The sequence below is a fragment of the Methylobacterium sp. V23 genome (assembly GCF_002917135.1).
GTDB lineage: Bacteria > Pseudomonadota > Alphaproteobacteria > Rhizobiales > Beijerinckiaceae > Methylobacterium.
In genome coordinates, this window is the sequence record NZ_PDHT01000053.1 from 1 (window position 1) to 18,894 (window position 18,894).

General features: G+C 69.6%; 13 protein-coding genes, 1 tRNA gene, 1 other RNA gene and 1 pseudogene. 7 read left to right on the forward strand and 9 right to left on the reverse strand.

Translation table 11 applies throughout. The annotated features are described in order from the left end of the window. Window positions 1-112, forward strand: a pseudogene (locus CRT23_RS25625) (porin family protein); the annotation flags it as partial. 251 nt (window positions 113-363) lie between these two features. On the opposite strand, the gene parE reads toward CRT23_RS25625, so the two are convergent. From parE to CRT23_RS25660, 7 genes are all read right to left on the reverse strand, one after another. Then, window positions 364-2,430 (reverse strand): DNA topoisomerase IV subunit B, encoded by a 2,067-nt coding sequence (gene parE / locus CRT23_RS25630; RefSeq protein ID WP_103712374.1) that lies wholly within the window; start codon window positions 2,428-2,430, stop codon window positions 364-366. 265 nt (window positions 2,431-2,695) lie between these two features. Beyond that, on the reverse strand, window positions 2,696-4,681 hold the full coding sequence (locus CRT23_RS25635) for a PhoX family phosphatase (RefSeq protein WP_103712375.1): 1,986 nt from the start codon (window positions 4,679-4,681) through the stop codon (window positions 2,696-2,698). A 118-nt stretch (window positions 4,682-4,799) separates the two neighbouring features. Next, on the reverse strand, window positions 4,800-6,542 hold the full coding sequence (locus CRT23_RS25640) for a methyl-accepting chemotaxis protein (protein ID WP_181017474.1): 1,743 nt from the start codon (window positions 6,540-6,542) through the stop codon (window positions 4,800-4,802). 278 nt (window positions 6,543-6,820) lie between these two features. Continuing rightward, a complete protein-coding gene (topA, locus tag CRT23_RS25645; RefSeq protein ID WP_103712377.1) occupies window positions 6,821-9,601 on the reverse strand; it encodes a type I DNA topoisomerase in 2,781 nt (926 codons plus the stop codon). Between the two features lie 159 nt (window positions 9,602-9,760). Then, window positions 9,761-11,665 (reverse strand): AI-2E family transporter, encoded by a 1,905-nt coding sequence (locus CRT23_RS25650; RefSeq protein ID WP_055955566.1) that lies wholly within the window; start codon window positions 11,663-11,665, stop codon window positions 9,761-9,763. Between the two features lie 83 nt (window positions 11,666-11,748). After that, on the reverse strand, window positions 11,749-12,132 hold the full coding sequence (locus tag CRT23_RS25655; protein WP_055955569.1) for a response regulator: 384 nt from the start codon (window positions 12,130-12,132) through the stop codon (window positions 11,749-11,751). Between the two features lie 211 nt (window positions 12,133-12,343). After that, the gene (locus tag CRT23_RS25660; RefSeq protein WP_103712378.1) at window positions 12,344-12,577 is read right to left on the reverse strand and encodes a hypothetical protein; all 234 of its coding nucleotides are present in this window, start codon (window positions 12,575-12,577) and stop codon (window positions 12,344-12,346) included. Between the two features lie 309 nt (window positions 12,578-12,886). Between CRT23_RS25660 and CRT23_RS25665 the strand changes: the two genes are divergently transcribed. The 4 genes from CRT23_RS25665 (at window position 12,887) to ssrA (ending at window position 15,187) form a co-directional block, all read left to right on the forward strand. Next, window positions 12,887-14,059 (forward strand): zinc-dependent alcohol dehydrogenase, encoded by a 1,173-nt coding sequence (locus CRT23_RS25665; protein ID WP_055955574.1) that lies wholly within the window; start codon window positions 12,887-12,889, stop codon window positions 14,057-14,059. Window positions 14,060-14,227: 168 nt separating this feature from the next. After that, entirely contained in the window at window positions 14,228-14,419 is a 192-nt protein-coding gene (locus tag CRT23_RS25670) for a hypothetical protein (RefSeq protein ID WP_055955577.1), read from the forward strand. A 70-nt stretch (window positions 14,420-14,489) separates the two neighbouring features. Further along, entirely contained in the window at window positions 14,490-14,816 is a 327-nt protein-coding gene (locus CRT23_RS25675; protein ID WP_103712379.1) for a hypothetical protein, read from the forward strand. 5 nt (window positions 14,817-14,821) lie between these two features. Beyond that, window positions 14,822-15,187: a transfer-messenger RNA gene (gene ssrA / locus CRT23_RS25680) on the forward strand. Window positions 15,188-15,398: 211 nt separating this feature from the next. Here ssrA and CRT23_RS25685 read toward each other — a convergent pair. Both CRT23_RS25685 and CRT23_RS25690 read right to left on the reverse strand, forming a co-directional pair. Next, the gene (locus CRT23_RS25685; protein WP_103712380.1) at window positions 15,399-16,073 is read right to left on the reverse strand and encodes a hypothetical protein; all 675 of its coding nucleotides are present in this window, start codon (window positions 16,071-16,073) and stop codon (window positions 15,399-15,401) included. Between the two features lie 44 nt (window positions 16,074-16,117). Continuing rightward, window positions 16,118-16,504, reverse strand: coding sequence for a hypothetical protein (locus tag CRT23_RS25690; protein ID WP_103712381.1), 387 nt, complete (start codon window positions 16,502-16,504; stop codon window positions 16,118-16,120). Window positions 16,505-16,942: 438 nt separating this feature from the next. On the opposite strand from CRT23_RS25690, the gene CRT23_RS25695 reads away from it, so the two are divergent. Together CRT23_RS25695 and CRT23_RS28155 are read left to right on the forward strand one after the other, a co-directional pair. Further along, window positions 16,943-17,019: transfer RNA gene (locus CRT23_RS25695), tRNA-Arg, on the forward strand. A 1,318-nt stretch (window positions 17,020-18,337) separates the two neighbouring features. Next, window positions 18,338-18,838 carry a hypothetical protein gene (locus tag CRT23_RS28155; protein WP_146056519.1) on the forward strand — a complete coding sequence of 167 codons (501 nt, stop codon included), beginning with the start codon at window positions 18,338-18,340 and terminating at the stop codon, window positions 18,836-18,838. Window positions 18,839-18,894 lie beyond the last annotated feature (56 nt).

Sequence of the window (18,894 nt, forward strand, 5' to 3'; positions counted from 1 at the left end):
CGTCACCACCACCAGCCCGGGCGTCGTCCTGGTCAGCGGCGGCCGTCAGGTGCGCGACACCGAGTTCGCCGTCGTCCGCGCCGGCCTGAACTACAAGTTCGGCTCCTACTAGGATCCGAACCAACGGCCTCCCGCGCGATCGATCCGGTCGCGCGGGCCCCGGCCAACAAGAAAGCCCGGCCTCACGGCCGGGCTTTCTTGCGTTTGGGCTCCTGTTCCGCGGCACCGCGTCTTCGGGCACCTGCCGAGTCCGAAGACTTGACGGGTCCGAAGGCTTGCGGAGTTCGAAGACTTGCCGATGGTGGAGAGCTGCCGATCCTCGCCCGCGCCCCCGGGTTTCCGGAGGCGCAAGCGCTTGCCGCCTCAGATGTCGAGTTCGGCCCCGTCGGCGAAGGCCGCCCGCTCGGAGATGAAGGTGAAACGCGCCTCGGGCTTGTTGCCCATCAGGCGCTCGACCGCGTCCCCGGTGGAGTCCCGGGCCTCGTCCAGCACCTCCACCCGCAGGAGCGTGCGCTTCTTCGGGTCCATGGTGGTCTCCTTGAGCTGCGCCGGCATCATCTCGCCGAGGCCCTTGAAGCGGCCGATCTCGACCTTGCCGTTCTTGAACACGGTCTTGATCAGCTGGGCCTTGTGGTCGTCGTCCCGGGCATAGGCCGTCTTGGCCCCCTGGCTGATCCGGTAGAGCGGTGGGATCGCCAAGTAGAGATGCCCCCGGTCGATGAGCTTGGGCATCTGCCGGTAGAAGAACGTGATCAGCAGCGAGGCGATATGGGCACCGTCGACGTCGGCGTCCGTCATGATGATCACCTTCTCGTAGCGAAGGTCCTCCGAGCGGTAGCCCGTGCCGGTGCCGCAGCCCAGCGCCTGGGTCAGGTCCGAGATCAGCTGGTTGGCGCCGAGCTTGTCCCGGCTCGCCGAGGCGACGTTGAGGATCTTGCCGCGCAGGGGCAGGATCGCCTGGGTGGCGCGGTCGCGCGCCTGCTTGGCCGAGCCGCCGGCCGAGTCGCCCTCGACGATGAAGATCTCCGAACCGGCCATGCCCGCCTTGGAGCAGTCGGCGAGCTTGCCCGGCAGCCGCAGCTTGCGGGTGGCGGACTTGCGCGCGACCTCCTTCTCCTGGCGCCGGCGCAGGCGCTCCTCGGCCCGGTCGATCACCCAGTCGAGGAGCTTGTTGGCCTGGGCCGGGGAGGCGGCGAGCCAGTGGTCGAAGGCGTCGCGGATGGCGGTCTCGACGATGCGCGAGGCCTCGACGGTGGCGAGCTTGTCCTTGGTCTGACCCTGGAACTCGGGCTCGCGGATGAAGACCGAGAGCATCGAGGCGCAGGTCGCCATGACGTCGTCGGTGGTCACCGCTGTCATGCGCTTGGCCTGGCCGACGCGCTCGGCATGCTCGCGCAGGGCCCGCAGCAGGGCGACGCGCAGGCCGCTCTCGTGGGTGCCGCCCTCCGCCGTCGGGATGGTGTTGCAGTAGGAGGCCGACACGCCGTCGTCGGTCACCATCCAGGCAACGGCCCATTCGAGGGAGCCGTGCCCGCCCGGCTTGGTAATCTTGCCGGAAAAGATCGCGTCGGTGACGAGTTCCTTGCCCTCGAGATCGCGGGCGAGATAGTCGCGCAGGCCCCCGGGGAAGCGGTGCACGGTCTCGGCCGGTACGTCGTCCAGGCCCACGAGGAGGGCTGGGGCGCACCGCCAGCGGATCTCGACCCCACCGAACAGGTAGGCCTTGGAGCGAGCCATCCTGAACAGGCGGCGGGGGTCGAACTTCAGCGCCCCGAAGATCTCGGCATCGGGGTGGAAGCGTACGCGGGTGCCGCGCCGGTTCTGCACCCGGCCGACGGTTTCCAGGGGACCCTGCACGAGTCCGCGCGAAAAGGTCTGGCGATAGAGGGTCTGGCTGCGGGCGACCTCGACCTCGAGCTCGTCCGAGAGGGCGTTCACCACCGAGATGCCGACACCGTGCAGGCCTCCGGACGTCTCGTAGACCTTCGAGTCGAACTTACCGCCCGCGTGCAGGACGGTCATGATGACCTCCAGGGCGGACTGGTGCGCGTGTTTCGGGTGCGGATGGGGATCGACCGGGATGCCGCGCCCATTGTCGGTGACGACGAGGTGGCCGCTCTCCTCCAGTTCCACCTCGATGAAGCTGGCATGGCCCGCCACCGCCTCGTCCATGGCGTTGTCGATCACCTCGGCGAAGAGGTGGTGCAGGGCGCGCTCGTCGGTGCCGCCGATATACATGCCGGGGCGGCGGCGCACCGGCTCCAGCCCCTCCAGCACCTCAATGGTGGAGGCGTCGTAGCCGGCTTCCGCCGAGACGGGCGGCGGCAGCGGCGCGAGGGGCGCCACGGCGGCGTCGAGCTTGCGACGCTCGGCGGCCTTCGGCAGGGGCGCCTTGCCGCCGGCGAAGAGATCGCGTGCGGGGTCGCTCACCGGAGCGCCTCGCGCGGGTGATGGTGAGGCCGCGGGCTTCGCGGGTCGGATCGCAGAGGGAGACAGTGCAGCATTCGCCTTCATCCTCTCACCATACCGGAACAAACCGGAAACAGAAAGGGGTTCCCGCCCTCCGGGGCGGAGGCCGGAAGCCCCCGCCGCGCAGGACGTACCACCCCATGACATGGTATGGGGGTGGTTAAGAAGGCCTGACGGTGGCGTGATCCGTGGATCGTTGCCCTGGGCGGCGCGCCCACCTCCCGCCTCAGGTCCCGACGCGGCCGCCCCCGCGGCGGGTGATCGTCAGCACGGCGGGGCGCGGCGGCATCGCCGGGTCGAAATCGGGCCAGCGCGTGGCGGGCGCCTCGAAGGTAGCGGGCACCGCCTTCGGGTCCTCCTCGTCGGCCTCGCCGGGATGCTGGACGGCCACGAAGAAGGTGGTGTCGTCGGGGACGAAATAGGGGCCGCACATCTCGGCGCCGTGGGGCACCCGGAAGAAGTGCTTGGCCGTGCCCCGGCCCGCGCCCTCGGTCTCCACCGCCCAGATCCCGTCGTTGCGCCCGGTGCGCGAGGGCGCGTTGCCGTCCGTGGCGACCCAGAGCCGGCCGAGACCGTCGACGGCGCAATTGTCCGGCATGCCGAACCAGCCGTTCGCGGTGGTGGCCGACGAGAAGGTGGCCCCCACCGCCGCGATGGCCGGATCGCCGCAGCGGACCAGGATCTCCCAGGCGAAGCCCGGGGCCGCGTGGTCGCCATCGTCGGGGGTGAGCTCGACGATGTGACCGAAGCGGTTGTCGGCCCGGGGGTTGGCGGCGTCGACCTGGTCCGCCTTGCGCTTCCCGTTGTTGGTCAGCATCACGTAGACCTTGCCGGTCTTCGGGTTGGCCTCGACATCCTCGGGCCGGTCCATCTTGGTGGCCCCGAGCCGGTCGGCGGCGAGCCGGGCGCCGATCACCACGTCGGCCTGGGATGCGAAGCCGTTCTCGCGCGTCAGCGGGCCCTGCCCGAAGACCAGCGGCATCCAGGTGCCGCGCCCATCGGCGTCGAAGCGGGCCACGTGCAGGGTGCCGGAATCGAGCAGGTCGCGGTCGCCGCTGTCGGCCCGGCCGGCGGTGACGAACTTGTAGACGTAGTCGAAGCGCTCGTCGTCGCCCTGGTAGATCACGTATTGGCCCTGCTTGGCGACGATGCCGGCCGCGCCCTCGTGCTTGAAGCGCCCCAGGGCCGTGCGCTTCTTCGGGACGCTCGTCGGGTCGAAGGGGTCGATCTCCACCACCCAGCCGAAGCGGTTCGGCTCGTTGGGCGCGCGGCCGACATCGAAGCGCTCGTGGAAGCGGCCCCAGGCATAGGCGCCGGCCGGCAGGTTGAAGCGCTTGTGGTTGGCGGCCTCCGGCGACCCCGCCGGCAGGGCGCCGGAGAAGTAGTAGTTGATGTTCTCCTCGCAGGTCAGCCACGTCCCCCAGGGGGTCGTGCCGCCGGCGCAGTTGTTGATCATCCCGAGGGCCGAGCGGCCGCTGGGATCGGCGGCGGTCCGCACCCGGTCGGTGCCCGCGGCCGGGCCGGTCAGGACCATCGGCGTCGCGGCGGTGATGCGGCGGGCGTAGCGCGAATCGGGCACCACCGCCCAGCGGCCGTCCTGGCGCCGGATCTCGATGACCGAGCCGCCATGGGCCGCCATCTCGATGTCGACGAGCTCCCGGGTCATGCCCTCGAAATCGACCGCCTTGCCGTCCTGGCGGCCGAGGCCGGGGAACATGAGCTCCTCGTTGGTGTATTCGTGGTTGACCACGAGGAGGCCGTGCGCCGCCGGGTCGGCCGCCCCCGGCATGGGGAAGTAGCCGACGAAATCGTTGTTGTAGCCGAACTGCTGGGCCTGGGCGGCCGCCGTCTGGTTGCGCGGGTCGAAGGCTGGCGCGCCGGGCAGCACCGGGTCGCCCCAGCGGATCAGGATCTCGGCGTCGTGCCCGGCGGCGACGTGGTGGTGCGCATCCGATCCGGCCGCGATCTCGGCGAAGGGGAAGCGGGCGTCGGCGCTGGGAGCGGCCTCGGCCGCCGGCGCCCCGCCGGCGGCCAGGGCGCGGGGCGTCACCACCGCCGCGATGGCGCCGACGCCGAGGAGACCGCGCAGGAGGTCGCGCCGGTCGAAGCGCGCCGCCACGACGTCGCCGAAGGTCGGGTTCCGGCTGCCGTTCGAGCCGTGATCCTCGGCGGCCTCGGCGGCCTGCGAGCGGGTTCGCATCGGTTCGGTCATGCGGCGGCTCCGGCAAGGCGGGTGGCGGGAAGGCGGGACAGCGGGAAGGCGGACAGCGGGCGGCAACCCCTCCCGCTAGCCGCCCCGCATGGCACCGGTGTGACAGCGTCCCGGAGCGTCAGAAGCGGTAGGCCGTCCGGCAGGCGCCCCAGTGCCGGCCCTGCACGCGGATCGGCGCATCGACCTCGCGCACCATGACGATGCGGTCGCCGATCTCGCGACGATAGACCTGGACGGTGGCCGGGCGGGTGGAGCGCGCGGCGGTGATGCCGGTGCGATCGTCGAAGATGCGCCGGTTGCGGCTGTGGGCGTTGTTCCAGACGGGGTCGCCCGGCCGCTGCGGCTGCGACACCGCGCGATTGTGCACCGGCACGTAGCCGTTCCGGTCGGCCACGATGCAGAACATCATCGCCGGATCCTCGGCCAGGGGCGCCTCCAGCACGCCGCCCAGCAGCCGCTCCAGGGTCTCGACCGACCGGGTCATGAACTGGCGTGGGTGGGTGTCGAGGATCGCCACGTAGTCGGTGTCGAACAGGAGGCCGGCGGAGAGACGCCCGGCCGCGATCTCGGCGTCCAGCAGGCCGCTGATGATGCCGGCGACGGCCTGGGCCCGGGCGACCAGGGGCGCGTACTCCGCCTGGATCGCCGCGAGCCTGGCCGCGAGCTTCGCCGCGGTCTCGGCGCCGAGATCCTCGAAGGCACAGTGCAGGCCCATCGGGCTGACGGCCGCCACCCGGGCCCGGACGGGCCCGATCGCGGCGACCTCGAGCTCGAGGAGGCTCCCGGCGGCGATCGCCGGCCCGGCCTCGGGCCGGGCCAGCAGGAGGCCGCCCTCGCTGAGGTCGATGGTGCGGGTCCGGGTCCCGTCCCGGAGCGCGACCGACAGGTCGGCCGGGTAGCGGTCCGCCCGCCGCCGGTCGCCGATCTCGTTCTGGCGGATCACCGCGACGAAGCGGCGCCCGAGGCCGGCGGCCTCCTCGGCGGCCTGGCCGGCGGCGCTCTCCATGGCCTCGGCCCGCCGGTCGAGGGCAACGGTGGCGGCGCTGGTCTCGCCCGCGCCAACGCTCACGTCGGCGATCAGGCCCGCCGTCCGCGTGGCCTCCGAGACCACGTCGGTGACGATGCCGACCTGCTGGTCGACGATGCCCCGCACGGTGCCGAAGGCCGGCCGGACCGCCTCGATCGCCTCCGCCGCCGCACCGATGTCGGCGCTGGAAGCGGTCGCCCCCTCGCGCAGCCGCGCGATTCGGCTGCGGACGTCGTCGGCCGCCCGGGCGGTCTCCACCGCGAGGGCCTTCACCTCCGCCGCCACCACGACGAAGCCGCGGCCCGCCTCGCCGGCCCGGGCCGCCTCGATGGTGGCGTTCAGCGCCAGCAGGTTGGTCTGGCGCGCCACCGCCGAGATGGTGTCGACGATGCTGGCGATCTCGTTGCCGGCCGTCGCCAGGGCGCCGATGAGCGCCCGGGCCTCGTCCCCGCGGGTGCCCGCCTGATCGAGATGCCCGGAGGCCTGCGCCATGGCGTCGGTGATGCGCGTCGAGACCGTGGACAGGCCCTGGGTCCGCCCGGTGAAGCCGGCACTGGCCGCGCTCGCCGCCTCGGCGGCCTCGGCGAGGTGGCGCATGCGGTCGCGGATGCCGGCGAGCCCGGCCTGCATGTCCACCACCTCGGTCCGGGTCGCCGCGATAGCGGCGCCGACATTGCCGATCGCCGTCAGGACGTCGCTCTCGATGGCGTCCAGCACTTCGCCGTGAACGGCCCGCGGCGGCGGATCGACCCCCACCCGGGGCTGCGCCACCGGCACGGCCTGTGCAGTTGTCGTCTCGGGCCCGTCAGCCTGTTGTCTGGATAAGAATCGCATGTCTGCAATGTTTGGGGCAAGTCCATAAACAAGTGCTAACATTGCGCAGTCCAACCGACCACAAAGGGCCGGATCGCGACGTGGGGCCGGTCACGGGTTCGGCAGGCGCCGGGCTCGGAGGCCGAAGCCCGCGGCGTCATCTGCCGGGCTCTCGCCCGGGTTCGCCGCAGCCTTGCCGAGATCCTCTCCGGCCCGGCCGTCGAGGGGCGCGCCATTCCGCGACCGGCACGGTTGCGCGACAACCCGACGATCGGGGGAGGGCGAGCCTTCGCGGGCGCTCAGGCCTTCTTGCGTGCGGCCGGGGCGGGCTTCCCCGCCGCAGACTTCTCCGGTGCCGGTTTGCCGGCGCTCTTCGCCGGTGCCTTGGCGGCCTTGGCGGGTTCGGCGACCGCGTCGCCGTCCGCCGCCGTCGTCCCGGCAGCCTTCTTGGAAGGCGCTTTCTTGCCAGCCGCCTTCTTGGTCGCCGGGGCCTTGGCGCCCGCCGCCTTGCGAGCCGGGGCCTTCTTCTTGCCCCCGCCCGCGGCTTCCCGGGCGGCGATCAGCTCCAGCGCCTGGGGCAGGTCGACGGCCTCGGCCGCCATGGTCTTGGGCAGCGTCGCGTTGGTGGTGCCGTCGGTGACGTAGGGGCCGTACTTGCCCGACTTCACCACGATGGGCTTGCCCGTCTCCGGGTGCTCGCCGAGGGGCCGGCCCGGATCCGCCGCCGGCCCGCGCCGGCCGCCGCCCTGTTCCTTGGCGACGATGAGGTCGATGGCCCGGTTGGCGCCGATCTCCAGCACGTCGTCGTCGCGCCCGAGATTCGCGTACATCTTGCCGTGCTGCACGTAGGGCCCGAAGCGGCCGAGATTGGCCAGGATCGGCTCCCCGGTCTCGGGATGCTTCGCCACCTCGCGCGGCAGGGAGAGCAGCTTCAGGGCCATCTCCAGGTCGACCGAGGACGGGCTGGTGCCCTTCGGGATCGACGAGCGCTTGGGCTTGGGCGCCTCCTTCTCGGTGGAGGCCTCGCCGAGCTGCACGAAGGGGCCGAAGCGGCCGTCGCGCACCGTCACGGGCAGCCCGGAGACGGGGTCGTTGCCGAGCACCCGCGTGCCGGGCTGGCCGCCGTTCTCGGACGAGCCCTCGCCGTCGCCCTCGACGCCCGAGGCGGCGAGCTGGCGGGTGTACTTGCACTCCGGGTAGTTCGAGCAGCCCACGAAGGCGCCGAACTTGCCGAGCTTCAGGGAGAGTTGGCCGGAGCCGCAGGTCGGGCAGGTGCGCGGGTTCGAGCCGTCGGCCTTCTCGGGGAAGATGTGGGCGCCGAGGAGATCGTTGAGGGCGTCGAGCACCTCCGTGACGCGCAGTTCCTTGGTGCCGGCGATCGCCGCGGAGAACTCGCGCCAGAAGTCGCGCAGCACCTCGCGCCAGTCGATCTCGGCGTTCGAGACCCGGTCGAGCTGCGTCTCGAGGTCGGCGGTGAAGTCGTACTCGACGTAGCGCTTGAAGAAGCTCTCGAGGAAGCCGGTGACGAGGCGGCCCTTGTCCTCAGCCACGAGGCGCTTCTTGTCGATCCGCACGTATTCGCGGTCGCGCAGGGTCTGCAGCACGGCGGCGTAGGTGGAGGGCCGGCCGATGCCGAGCTCCTCCATGCGCTTGACGAGGCTGGCCTCGGAGTAGCGCGGCGGCGGCTCGGTGAAGTGCTGGGTCGAGGCGATGCGCTCGCGCTTGAGCGGATCGCCCGCCTTCATCGGCGGCAGACGCCGGCCGTCCTCGTCCTCCTCGTCGTCCTTGCCCTCCTGGTAGAGGGTGAGGAAGCCGTCGAACTTCACCACCTGGCCGGTGGCGCGCAGCTCCAGCGTGCGCGGTCCGACCTGGGCGACCACGTCCACGGTCGTGCGCTCCAGCTCGGCCGATTCCATCTGGCTCGCCACCGTGCGGGTCCAGATCAGCTCGTAGAGCTTGGCCTGCTCGGCATCGACGGTGCGGGCCACCGTCTTGGGCAGGCGGCTCATGTCGGTGGGGCGCACCGCCTCGTGCGCCTCCTGGGCGTTCTTGGCCTTGACGCTGTACTTGCGCGGCGCCCCAGGCAGGTAGCGGTCGCCGTATTCCTTGCCGATGACCTGCCGGACGTCGGCGATCGCCTCCGGCGCCATGTCGACGCCGTCGGTCCGCATGTAGGTGATCAGGCCCACCGTCTCGCCGTCGATCTCGACGCCCTCGTAGAGCTTCTGGGCGGCGCGCATGGTCTGGGCCGGCGCCATCCCGAGCTTGCGGGAGGCCTCCTGCTGCAGGGTCGAGGTGGTGAAGGGCGGGGCAGGGTGGCGCTTGGCGGGCTTGGCCTCGACGCTGCCCACCGAGAAGGTGCCGAGCTCGAGGTCGCGCTTGAACGCCGCCGCCTCCTCGCCGGTGCCGACGTCGAGGCGCTGGATGCGCTTGCCGTCCGCGCCGGTGAGGCGGGCCTCGAAGCTGGCGCCGGTCTCCGTCACCAGGGTCGCCACCAGGGACCAGTATTCCCGCGGCTTGAAGACCTCGATCTCGCGCTCGCGCTCGCAGACGAGGCGTAGCGCCACCGACTGCACGCGCCCGGCCGACCGGGCGCCGGGCAGCTTGCGCCACAACACCGGCGAGAGGTTGAAGCCGACGAGGTAGTCGAGCGCCCGGCGGGCCAGGTAGGCGTCGACCAGCGCCTGGTCGATCTGCCGAGGCTGGCGCATGGCGGTCTCCACCGCCGCCTTGGTGATGGCGTTGAAGGTCACGCGCTCCACCGGCATGCCCTTGAGGGCGCGGCGGGCGGTGAGGGCCTCGACCACGTGCCAGGAGATCGCCTCGCCCTCGCGATCCGGGTCGGTGGCGAGAATCAGGCCGTCGGCGCCCTTGAGCGCCTTGACGATGTCGGAGACGCGCTTCGATCCGCGATCGTCGAGCTCCCATAGCATGTGGAAGTCCGCCTCCGGATCGACGGAACCGTCCTTGGCCGGAAGGTCTCGGATATGGCCGAACGAGGCGAGAACCTCGTAGTCGCGGCCGAGATACTTGTTGATCGTCTTGGCCTTGGCCGGCGACTCGACGACGACGACTTTCATGTGCTGGTACTAGCCTCTCGTCAGGGCCTGACCCGCAGCAACGACCGTTCCCAGATTGTGCGGGGGGCGTCGCCACCCGTCCGGAGAGGGGGTCGGCGCGGGGGAGAAGTGGGTCAAGCCCAGGGGGATGTCAAATGACCCGGCCGGCCCGGCCGGGCCTCACCCCCGTTTGGCGAAGGTCAGGGCTGCGTCGAGCGCTCCGTTCAGGGTGGTCACCAGCACGTCGGCGGAGAGGGTGCGGCGCAGCCGGTCGAGGGAGGCCGGATCGCGCTCGCGCCAGAAGCCGACGAGGACCCGCACGCCCGGAATCGCCCGCCGCGCCTGGCGGACGTTCAGCCGGATCTGCGACAGGCTGACGGGCTCCAGGTAGGAGAAGCAGACCAGGGCGATCCCCGACAGGTCGTCCGGCGTCTCGCCCCGGCGCAGCTCCGCCATCGACATCACCTGCGCGCCGAGGCCGTGCCGTCCCAGGATCTGCCCCAGCATCGCCGTCGCCGCCTCGTCGAAGGGACCGCGGCTCGAGACGCAGAGCACCGGCCGGGCCGCGCGCCAGCGCGCCGGGAGGTCGTCCGGGCGCAGCACCACGGCGGCGACCTGCCGGTCCGGCCCGATGGCGGCGATCGCCGCCGAGGTCTCGGAATTGCCGGCCGAGCCGGAGGACCCGATCTTGCGGCCCACCGGCATGGTGCCGAGGCGGGCGACGACGGTGCGCAGGGCGGTGCCGACCTGGTCCTGGCGGATCCGGTCGAGGGTCCCGCGAGACAGGTCCTCCTGGGCCATCAGCAGGCCGGCCAGCACGACCTCGTCGTAGTAGGTGACGAGGGCACGGGCCTTGAGGAACATCCGGCCCTGGTCGATCGCCTCCTCGGGGTCCCCCGCCAGCATGCGCTGGTAGAAGATCTCCGGCGGCGACAGGGCCGGGCGGTCGCCCAGGATGACGTCGAGGTACCAGAGCCGCTCGATGTGGCGCCCCAGCACCACGAGGCAGACGGTGATGGGGGTGGCCAGCACGAGGCCGATCGGCCCCCACAGGAAGGCCCAGAGGGTGGCGGCCAGGATCACCGCGATGGGCGAGAGTCCGGTGGAATGGCCGTAGAGCAGGGGCTCGACCACGTGGCCGGCGATGGGCTCCACCACCAGGAATAGGGCCGCGGTGGCGATGACCATGCTCCAGCCCGGATCGACGGCGGCGGCCACGATCAGGGGCAGGAGGGCGCTGATCGCCGCGCCGATGTAAGGCACGAAGCGCATGATCGCGGCCAGCACCCCGAACAGGATCGGGTTGGGCACGCCGATGACCCAGAGGCCGAGGCCGATCACGAGGCCGAAGGCGATGTTGAGAACAAGCTGGGCGAGGAAGAACCGGCTGAGGCGGGCCACCGCGTCGTCGATGGCCGCCGTGGTCCGGCGCAGATCCCCCGAGCCCGCCAGGCGGATCGCGCGGTTCCGCAGGTCCTCCCGCTGCAGCAGGATGAAGATCGTGAAGATCAGGATCAGGCCCGTGGTGGCGAGCGGATGCAGGATCGGGCCGGCGACGGCGCCGAGGGTTCCGATCAGCCCGGCCTTGGCCGAGGCGATCTGGACGTGGAGGGGATGGGCGACGCTGCCGGCGCTGCCCTCGGGCGGGGTGGCGTTCGGGTCCGGCTGCAGCTCGGCGCCGAGGTCCTGTACCATGTCGACCATGCGGGAGAGGGTGCCGCTGCCGGCGGTCGCCTCCTTCAGCGAGGCGATCTTCTCGCGCATCGTCACCTGGTAGCGCGGCAGGTCGGAGGCGAGCTGCGCCGCCTCGTTGGCGATGAGGACCGACACCCCGAGGAGCGCCCCGAAGGCCGTGAGCACCACCGCCAGGACGGCCAGCGCCCGGGGCACCCGGATGCGGCGCAGGAGGCGCACCCCCGGCACCAGGACGAAGCTCAGCAGGATCGCCAGGGTCACCGGCACGAAGATGTCGCGCCCGAGATACAGGGCCGCCGCGATGGTGATCACGAGGAGGCAGGAGGCCAGGGTCGTGAAGACCGGCATCGCCTGCCGCAGGAGGCGGGCGGTGATGGGATCGTCGCTCATGAATGGGATGGGTCTCGTTGGGGTGAGCGACGCGGTCGCCGATGCGCGGGCATCGGGCGCGCGGGGCGGCCGGGTGTGCCGCCTCAGGCGATGGCGGGCGCCTGCGGACCGACGGCGGCGTTGATCTGGGTCAGCAGCTTGGAGAAGTCCACCGGCTTCGGGTGGTAGTCGTTGCAGCCGGCCTGGATCGCCTTGTCGCGATCGCCCGACATGGCGTGCGCGGTCAGGGCGATGATCGGGATCCCCTTGGTGTCGCTGCCGGATTTCAGCACGCGGGCCGCCGACCAGCCGTCCAGGATGGGCAGGTTCATGTCGAGGAGAATGACATCCGGCTGCCCGGTGCGGGCCTGCTGCACGCCGGATTCGCCGTCATGGGCGAGGATCACGTCGTAGCCGCGCCGCTTCAGCCGGCGGGACAGGAAGTCCCAGATCTCCTCGTGATCTTCCACCAGAAGAATTTTCGCCATCACCCCAATACCCTTCGATCGTCCCCGGCCCCGATGCCGCCGGATCTGTCGCGCCCCGGGCGGTCCGCACAGGACCCGGCCCCCGACTCACGAGCCCCCCCGAGCAAGACACGTGCACGGGCCGAGCGGTGAACGCACGATCGGCCGGAACGGTCCATGGCATCCCACGCGATCGAGCGACACAGGCTCCGTGCTGTGACGGCCCCGCCCCTCAGGGAATGCGCGCGGCCGGCGCCGGGGCCGGCGGATCGAGGCTCGTCCGGGGCCTGTCGTCGCTGAAGCGCCCCTGGCTGCCCGGCAGGAGGCCGTTGTTCTGCATCCAGATCATCAGCATCACGGCCGCCAGCAGCGTCGCGAAGGAGGTGAGGCGACCGATGTCGCGCCGCCGGACGATCATCAGGACGAGAGTCGCCAGGAGCAGGAGGGACAGGACGAGGAGCAGCATGGGGCCTTCCCGGCAAGGCTGTCCGGCCGAAGTTCACTCCGGTGCGGACCGCGGAGCCAACGGGATCGATGCCGCGGCCGTTCCACGGACCGGTCTTCGGGGAACCCGGTGCCCCGGGAACCGGGCCTCCAGGCAACCGGGCCTCCAGGCAACCGGGCCTCGGGAACCAGGCCTCCAGGGAACAAGGCACGGCGCGGACCTCTTCTCATCCGGATGGCCCGTTCGCGGCCACGGCTTCCCACAATCCCACAATCCCCCCCCATCCCGCCCGCGCGCCGCCCCCGGCCCCCAGGCTCTTGGAGATCCGCCATGAAGGCACTGTGCTGGCACGGCAAGGGCGACATCCGCTGCGATACGGTTCCCGATCCGCAGATCGAGGATGCCCGCGACGTCATCATCAAGGTGACGAGCTGCGCCATCTGCGGCTCGGATCTCCACCTGATGGACGGGCAGATGCCCACCATGGAATCCGGCGACGTCCTCGGCCACGAATTCATGGGCGAGGTGGTGGAGGTCGGAACCGGCTTCACCAAGTTCCGCAAGGGCGACCGCATCGTCGTGCCCTTCAACATCAATTGCGGCGAGTGCCGCCAGTGCCGCCTCGGCAACTGGTCGGTCTGCCAGCGCTCGAACCGCAACGCCGCCATGGCGGCCGCCCAGTTCGGCTACACCACCGCGGGCCTGTTCGGGTACTCGCACATCACCGGCGGCTATGCCGGCGGCCAGGCCGAGTACGTGCGCGTGCCCATGGCCGACGTCGGCCCGATGAAGGTGCCGGACGGCATGGACGACGAGTCGGTGCTGTTCCTCACCGACATCCTGCCCACCGGCTGGCAGGGCGCCGAGCATTGCGAGATCAAGGGCGGCGAGATCATCGCGGTCTGGGGGGCCGGGCCCGTCGGCCTGTTCGCGATCCAATCGGCCAAGATCATGGGGGCCGAGCGCATCATCGCCATCGAGACCGTGCCCGAGCGCCTGGCGCTGGCCCGCAAATACGGCGCCACCGACGTCATCGACTTCATGAAGGAGGACGTCTTCGCGCGCATCCTGGAGATCAGCAAGGGGGAGGGCGCCGACGGCGTCATCGACTGCGTCGGCATGGAGGCCACCGCCGGCCACGGCATCGCCGGGGTGCTCAGCACCCTGCAGGAGACGCTGACCTCGACCGAGCGCCCCTACGCCCTGGCCGAGGCCATCAAGGCCGTGCGGCCCTGCGGCATCGTCTCGGTGCCGGGCGTCTATGGCGGGCCGGTGCCGGTCAACATGGGCATGATCGTCCAGAAGGGCCTGACCCTGAAGAGCGGCCAGACCCACGTTAAGCGCTACCTCGAGACGCTGACGAAGCTGATCCAGGCGGGCCGGTTCGACATGACGTCGCTGATCACGCACCGGTCGACCAACCTCGCCGACGGTCCTGATCTCTACAAGACCTTCCGGGACAAGAAGGATGGCTGCGTGAAGGTGGTCTTCCACCCCAACTGAGCCCCGACTTGCTCGACCGAGGCCGCTTCGCCGAAGTCGGAGCCCACGTCGCGCGCCGGGTTTCGGCGCGCGGCAGGACAATAGCCGACGAGATCAGGCAAGGATATCTCGGCCAACTTGCTCGGATATGCATTGCGGGTCGCCCCCGGCATCCGCTAAAGCCGAGCAATGTCAGACTTGGAATCTCTCCTCGACCGCCTCAAGGACGCTCAGAGGACCCTCATCACAGAAGCCGCGAAGATCGCGATGCTGCCGCCCGACAGCGTCCTGCGCCGCGTGGCCGACCTCGAGAACACGATCGCGGCCGTGGAGGCCTTGATCGAGGAGCAGGCTCATCGCCGTGGCCGCGCCGCGGGGTAGAGCCCCGTCGCGGGCCAAGGCTGAGCCGAGCACCAAGGCTGCACCGAGGAGCAAGTCCGCGCCGCCGCTCGTGACGCCGGACGGACGCTACCTCGTGGTGCGCGGCCGGCTCTGGCGCCGGACCCGCCCCGACCTCGACCCCGCCGCGCGCGACGCCCACGTCGCCGCCCTGATGGATGCGCGCCGGGCCGTGAAGGCCGGCAAGACGGCCGGAGATCCGGACGCGGTCGCGCAGGCCCGCCGGGCCGTCGATGCGGCCAAGCGCGACCTCGGCGAGCGCGGCCCCGTCTGGTGGGACGACGGCGCGCCCGACCTCAACCGGCACATGGCCCGCACCACGCCCTACGCCGACTGGTTCGCGGCCGAGACGGCCGGGCCGACGGGTGCGGCGGGATAGCGCGCCGGCTGGACCCGCGCGGCGATTTCGCCTATATCGAGCCTGCGGTTGATGACCGGTTCGTAATAACGTTTCAGGACCCGGAGGGCAGTACTCCGGCGCCTCCACCAAAAGCCCATCCGCATCCGCAGGTGGTCTTCTGATGGGGGCGAAATAGGATCGACTGGGCGGTAAAGGGATCGCGAGTTCGCTCTCACTTCGGTGCGGGACGATGCGGCTGTCGGTAAGGACTCGACCGGTTCGACGCAGGTAACCCCTGTCTCGAGCATTTGGCCAAAACTCTAAATGCCAACGATAACGTTGTCATGGATGCCCGCCTCGCGGCGTAAGCATCTTGCGGTAGGGTAACCGTCGAAACAGAACCCGGAGCTTCGGCTCCGGGACCCACCCTTTCCCGAACCGTGCAGGCCGTCGAGAGACCGGGATCCGCGCCGACGCGGGACCGCTGCTCCGCGCGCCCTCGGGCCGCGACCGCTCCTTCTCTTCAGCGCATGCAAAAACCCCGGGGCCAGAGGGCCGCCTGGGCTTTTTCGCACCTGCGATGGGCCGCCCCCCAAGGGGAGGGCGGTCCCGGGTCGCCGATCAGACCGGCGTGGTCGGGTAGGCGCGCACGCGGTTGCGACCCTCGACGGTGCCGCCCAGGGCGTTGCCCGGGATCGCGTCCGGCGAGGTCGCTTCGGCGGCCTGCGGAGCGGTCCAGCCCTCGGCGCGCCAATTCTGGGCACGCTCGTCGACGTCGATCGAACCGTGCTCCTCCAGGATGTCCATCACCCGGGCCGCATGGGCCTGGTCGGCCCGGACCGTCACCAGGGTGCCGCCGCGGCGCACGCCCTCGCTGTAGGTGTGGGCGTCGGTCTCGCTGAGGCCGGCACCGGTCAGGCCGCCGGCGAGGCCGCCCGCGGCCGCGCCGATGCCGGCGCCCGTCAGGGTGGCCACGAGCCAGCCCGCCGCCACCACCGGGCCGACGCCCGGGATCGCCAGCAGGCCGAGACCGGTCAGCAGGCCGGCGGCGCCGCCCAGGACCGTGCCGACCGTGGCGCCCGCTCCGGCGCCGTTGGACGCCTTCTCGGGGGTGTCGCCGTGGACGGGCGAGTCGAGGTCGGTGGTGGTGCGCAAGCGCCCGGCATGCCGGTCACCCTCGTTGCTGCTCACGATGCTGATGTCGGCATGCGCGACGCCGGAGGCCTCCAGCTTGGAGACGGCCGTGCTGGCATCGTTGTAGTCGTCGTACAGGGCGGTGATGGTCTGTTGGGCCATGGGAAACTCCTGTGTGCAGGCGAGAGAAGGGGCGGGGGGGGGGCCTACTGTGCCGCGACGTTGCCCTTGAAGTCGACGCCGACCTTGACCGGCTTGCCGTCGAGCATCGCTTCGCCGCGCCAGATGCCCTTGTCGTCCTTGGTCAGACCCTTGACGTCCTTGTAACCGGCCTCGGTCAGGCGGTGGTGCGTCTGGGCCTCGGTGAAGCTGTTGGCACCTTCCTCGAGCTTGGCGTTCGCCGCGGCCTTGGTCGTGGCCGGCTTGGTGGCGTCCGGCTTGTCGGTGTTGGGCCGGGTCACGGCCTCCTGGCCGCCCGAGGTGGCACTCGACTTGGCGTCCGGGGCCGGGGTGCCAGTGACGGTGGTTTGGGCGGAGGCCGAACCCGCACCGAGGATCGTCAGAAGGGCGAGGGTGGTCAGGGACCGTTTCACGGCATTCTCCTTGGATAAGTCTGCGACTGGCAATAGTCCTTCTCAATCCCGCAGCACCGCAAAGCGTTCCAAGACGGAAACCGACCATCCCCCTTCAAATGGCCAAGCCTGAGCGTTGTCATAAATGTTCCATCTTGTCCTGACACTGATCATGAGATGAAACGACAAGATCACGCGCCGACAACAAACAGATTTTGACCGACGCATACGCTGCGCCGCGGCGACAGATCTGCCCTGCACCCCGGAAGAACATCCTTCGACCGCGTTGAGCGTCGGCCTGGAGCCCGGGGCCGGGGATCGCCGCGGCCCGCGCCGACCCCGATTGGGCAGCGAGGCGCACCGCCGCGAAAAATCTGTCCCGCCAGGGTTGCCAGCGCAAAAAGGAGCCTCTAAACACCCGCTCACACCGGGGGCGGCACCAACCCCCACCGGTCGCAGGCGCCCGTAGCTCAGCTGGATAGAGCACCAGACTACGAATCTGGGGGTCAGAGGTTCGAATCCTTTCGGGCGCGCCAACCACTTAGCCAAATTTCCAGATCAGCTGGAATGTTCCGGAGTAACGCTGTGGGTAACAGCGAAGTCACCGTGAACATCACAAAGATTTGATCATTCTTCAATCGTAAGCTGATCGGACATCGTGCCAGACGATGTCGTGTGTGAGCGTCCGTTCGGCTGAACCACCGGCACCACCGAGCCCGTCAGCGGCGGCAGCGCCAGACCAGCAGCCTTCAGCCGATCCTCGGCACGACCGACGTAGCAGGCAGCACTCCGCATATCGCGGCGGGCGGCCCGGATGAACCACAAGCAATCAAGTAGCGCGCAGGCGACCGGGTCCACCGCCACAAGCCGGCGTGGTAGAGGCTTGGATAGCCATTGACGTCCCTCCAACAACGTGGATGGTTAGGGCTGGTTGGAAGCTCTCACCCTTCCTTCCGGCCTGCACCCGTGGTACCATCAACCTTAATAGTCGTCAATCCGTGGTACCATGAGCCAGTCAGTTAGACAGCGTCCTAAGCAGCCGGGCATTCAGATCCAAGTCCGCGTTCAGCCGGACCAGATCGAGCCACTCGACGCACTGATTGCTGCTCAGCCTGAGCCAAAACCATCACGCCCCGATGTGCTTCGAGAAGCCCTCGCTGAGCACCTAAAGGCGAAGGGCTACGTAAAGTGAGCGATGGCCAGCCCCAGTCAGAGAGGCTGACTGAGGTCCTGCGCCTTGCTACATCGCTCGCCTACCGCGTCCTCAATACACAACTCATAGGAAGTGCGGTTCCGCCTAATCAGGCCCAGGCGCTCATGGACGCAGCAAGGCTGCTGCACGAAAACGGCTTAGATTGGCCGCCCGGAGTCACCGAGGCTCTTCGCAGGCTGTCTAAAACTACGATGCCAACGCTGCTGCCAGAGGCAACCGAGTCGGCGGCACAGGAAACCTCAGAGCGCGATGAGGATGCCAACCCTGACTCTATGGGTCGGGGCCATCGAGTTAAGCGCTTCATCAAATCCTTCCGCAGACGGAAGGGCTGAAGCCGCTGTCACCCTCTTGATGCGGCACAAAATGGAAATGCTGGGCGCCGCGCTCAGCCATCGCAACCGCTTCAGGGGACTAAGGGCTGAGCTTCCCTCAGGTTGGCCAAGAAGCTGTCAGAAGCGTCTTCATCGAACAGGATGGAGGAGGCTTGAGCCTGCACAGACGTAAGTCGCTGAGCTTCCGCGCAGGAAGGCAACACAAGTTTGGTTCTTTCGCCTTAGCGGCTTCCGCCTCAAATCGTTTGTTGACGATCGCAGACATTCCGTCACGGTAAACGAAAGCGACACCCTGAACGGAGCCGGCGTGTGAGCAAGATAGATGCGCTTGTGGGAGACGTCTCTCAGGAGGATGTGGCCGCGCCACACTCGCGTTCTATAGTGCAGACAGCCCAGCCATCCGCACCGCCTGTCCTGCGCGTGATTAGCCCTTCGGACGAGTTCTCTTCAGATTTACCTACAGGGCGGCGCTTGCATCCGCAAGATTGGTCAGAGCTTGTCGACAAGGTGCGCATGACAGCGGCTCGGATCCGAGAGCTAGAAGCAGATGCTCAAGACCAGGAGCTTCATGTTCGTGAACTCCTGGAGAAGGTCCGTGAAGACATCAAAGCCGCGAACGATCGCGTACAGGCGGCCGAAGCTCACGCGGTTGACGTTCAAAGGCGCGCAGGAGCACTGCTAGCTGCGGCGGATGAACGTGTAAAAGCGGCTGAAGAACGTGCTCGAATTGCAGAGAGCTGGCTGTTGCTCGTCAAGAAGGCCTTCACCGAAGAGTTTGATAGATCGAAAACTGAAAAGCGGCCGGCCTAGGTGTTCAGTCCCGAAGTGAGATGGGTCGGATCGTATCTGAAGCGGCTTGGATCGTC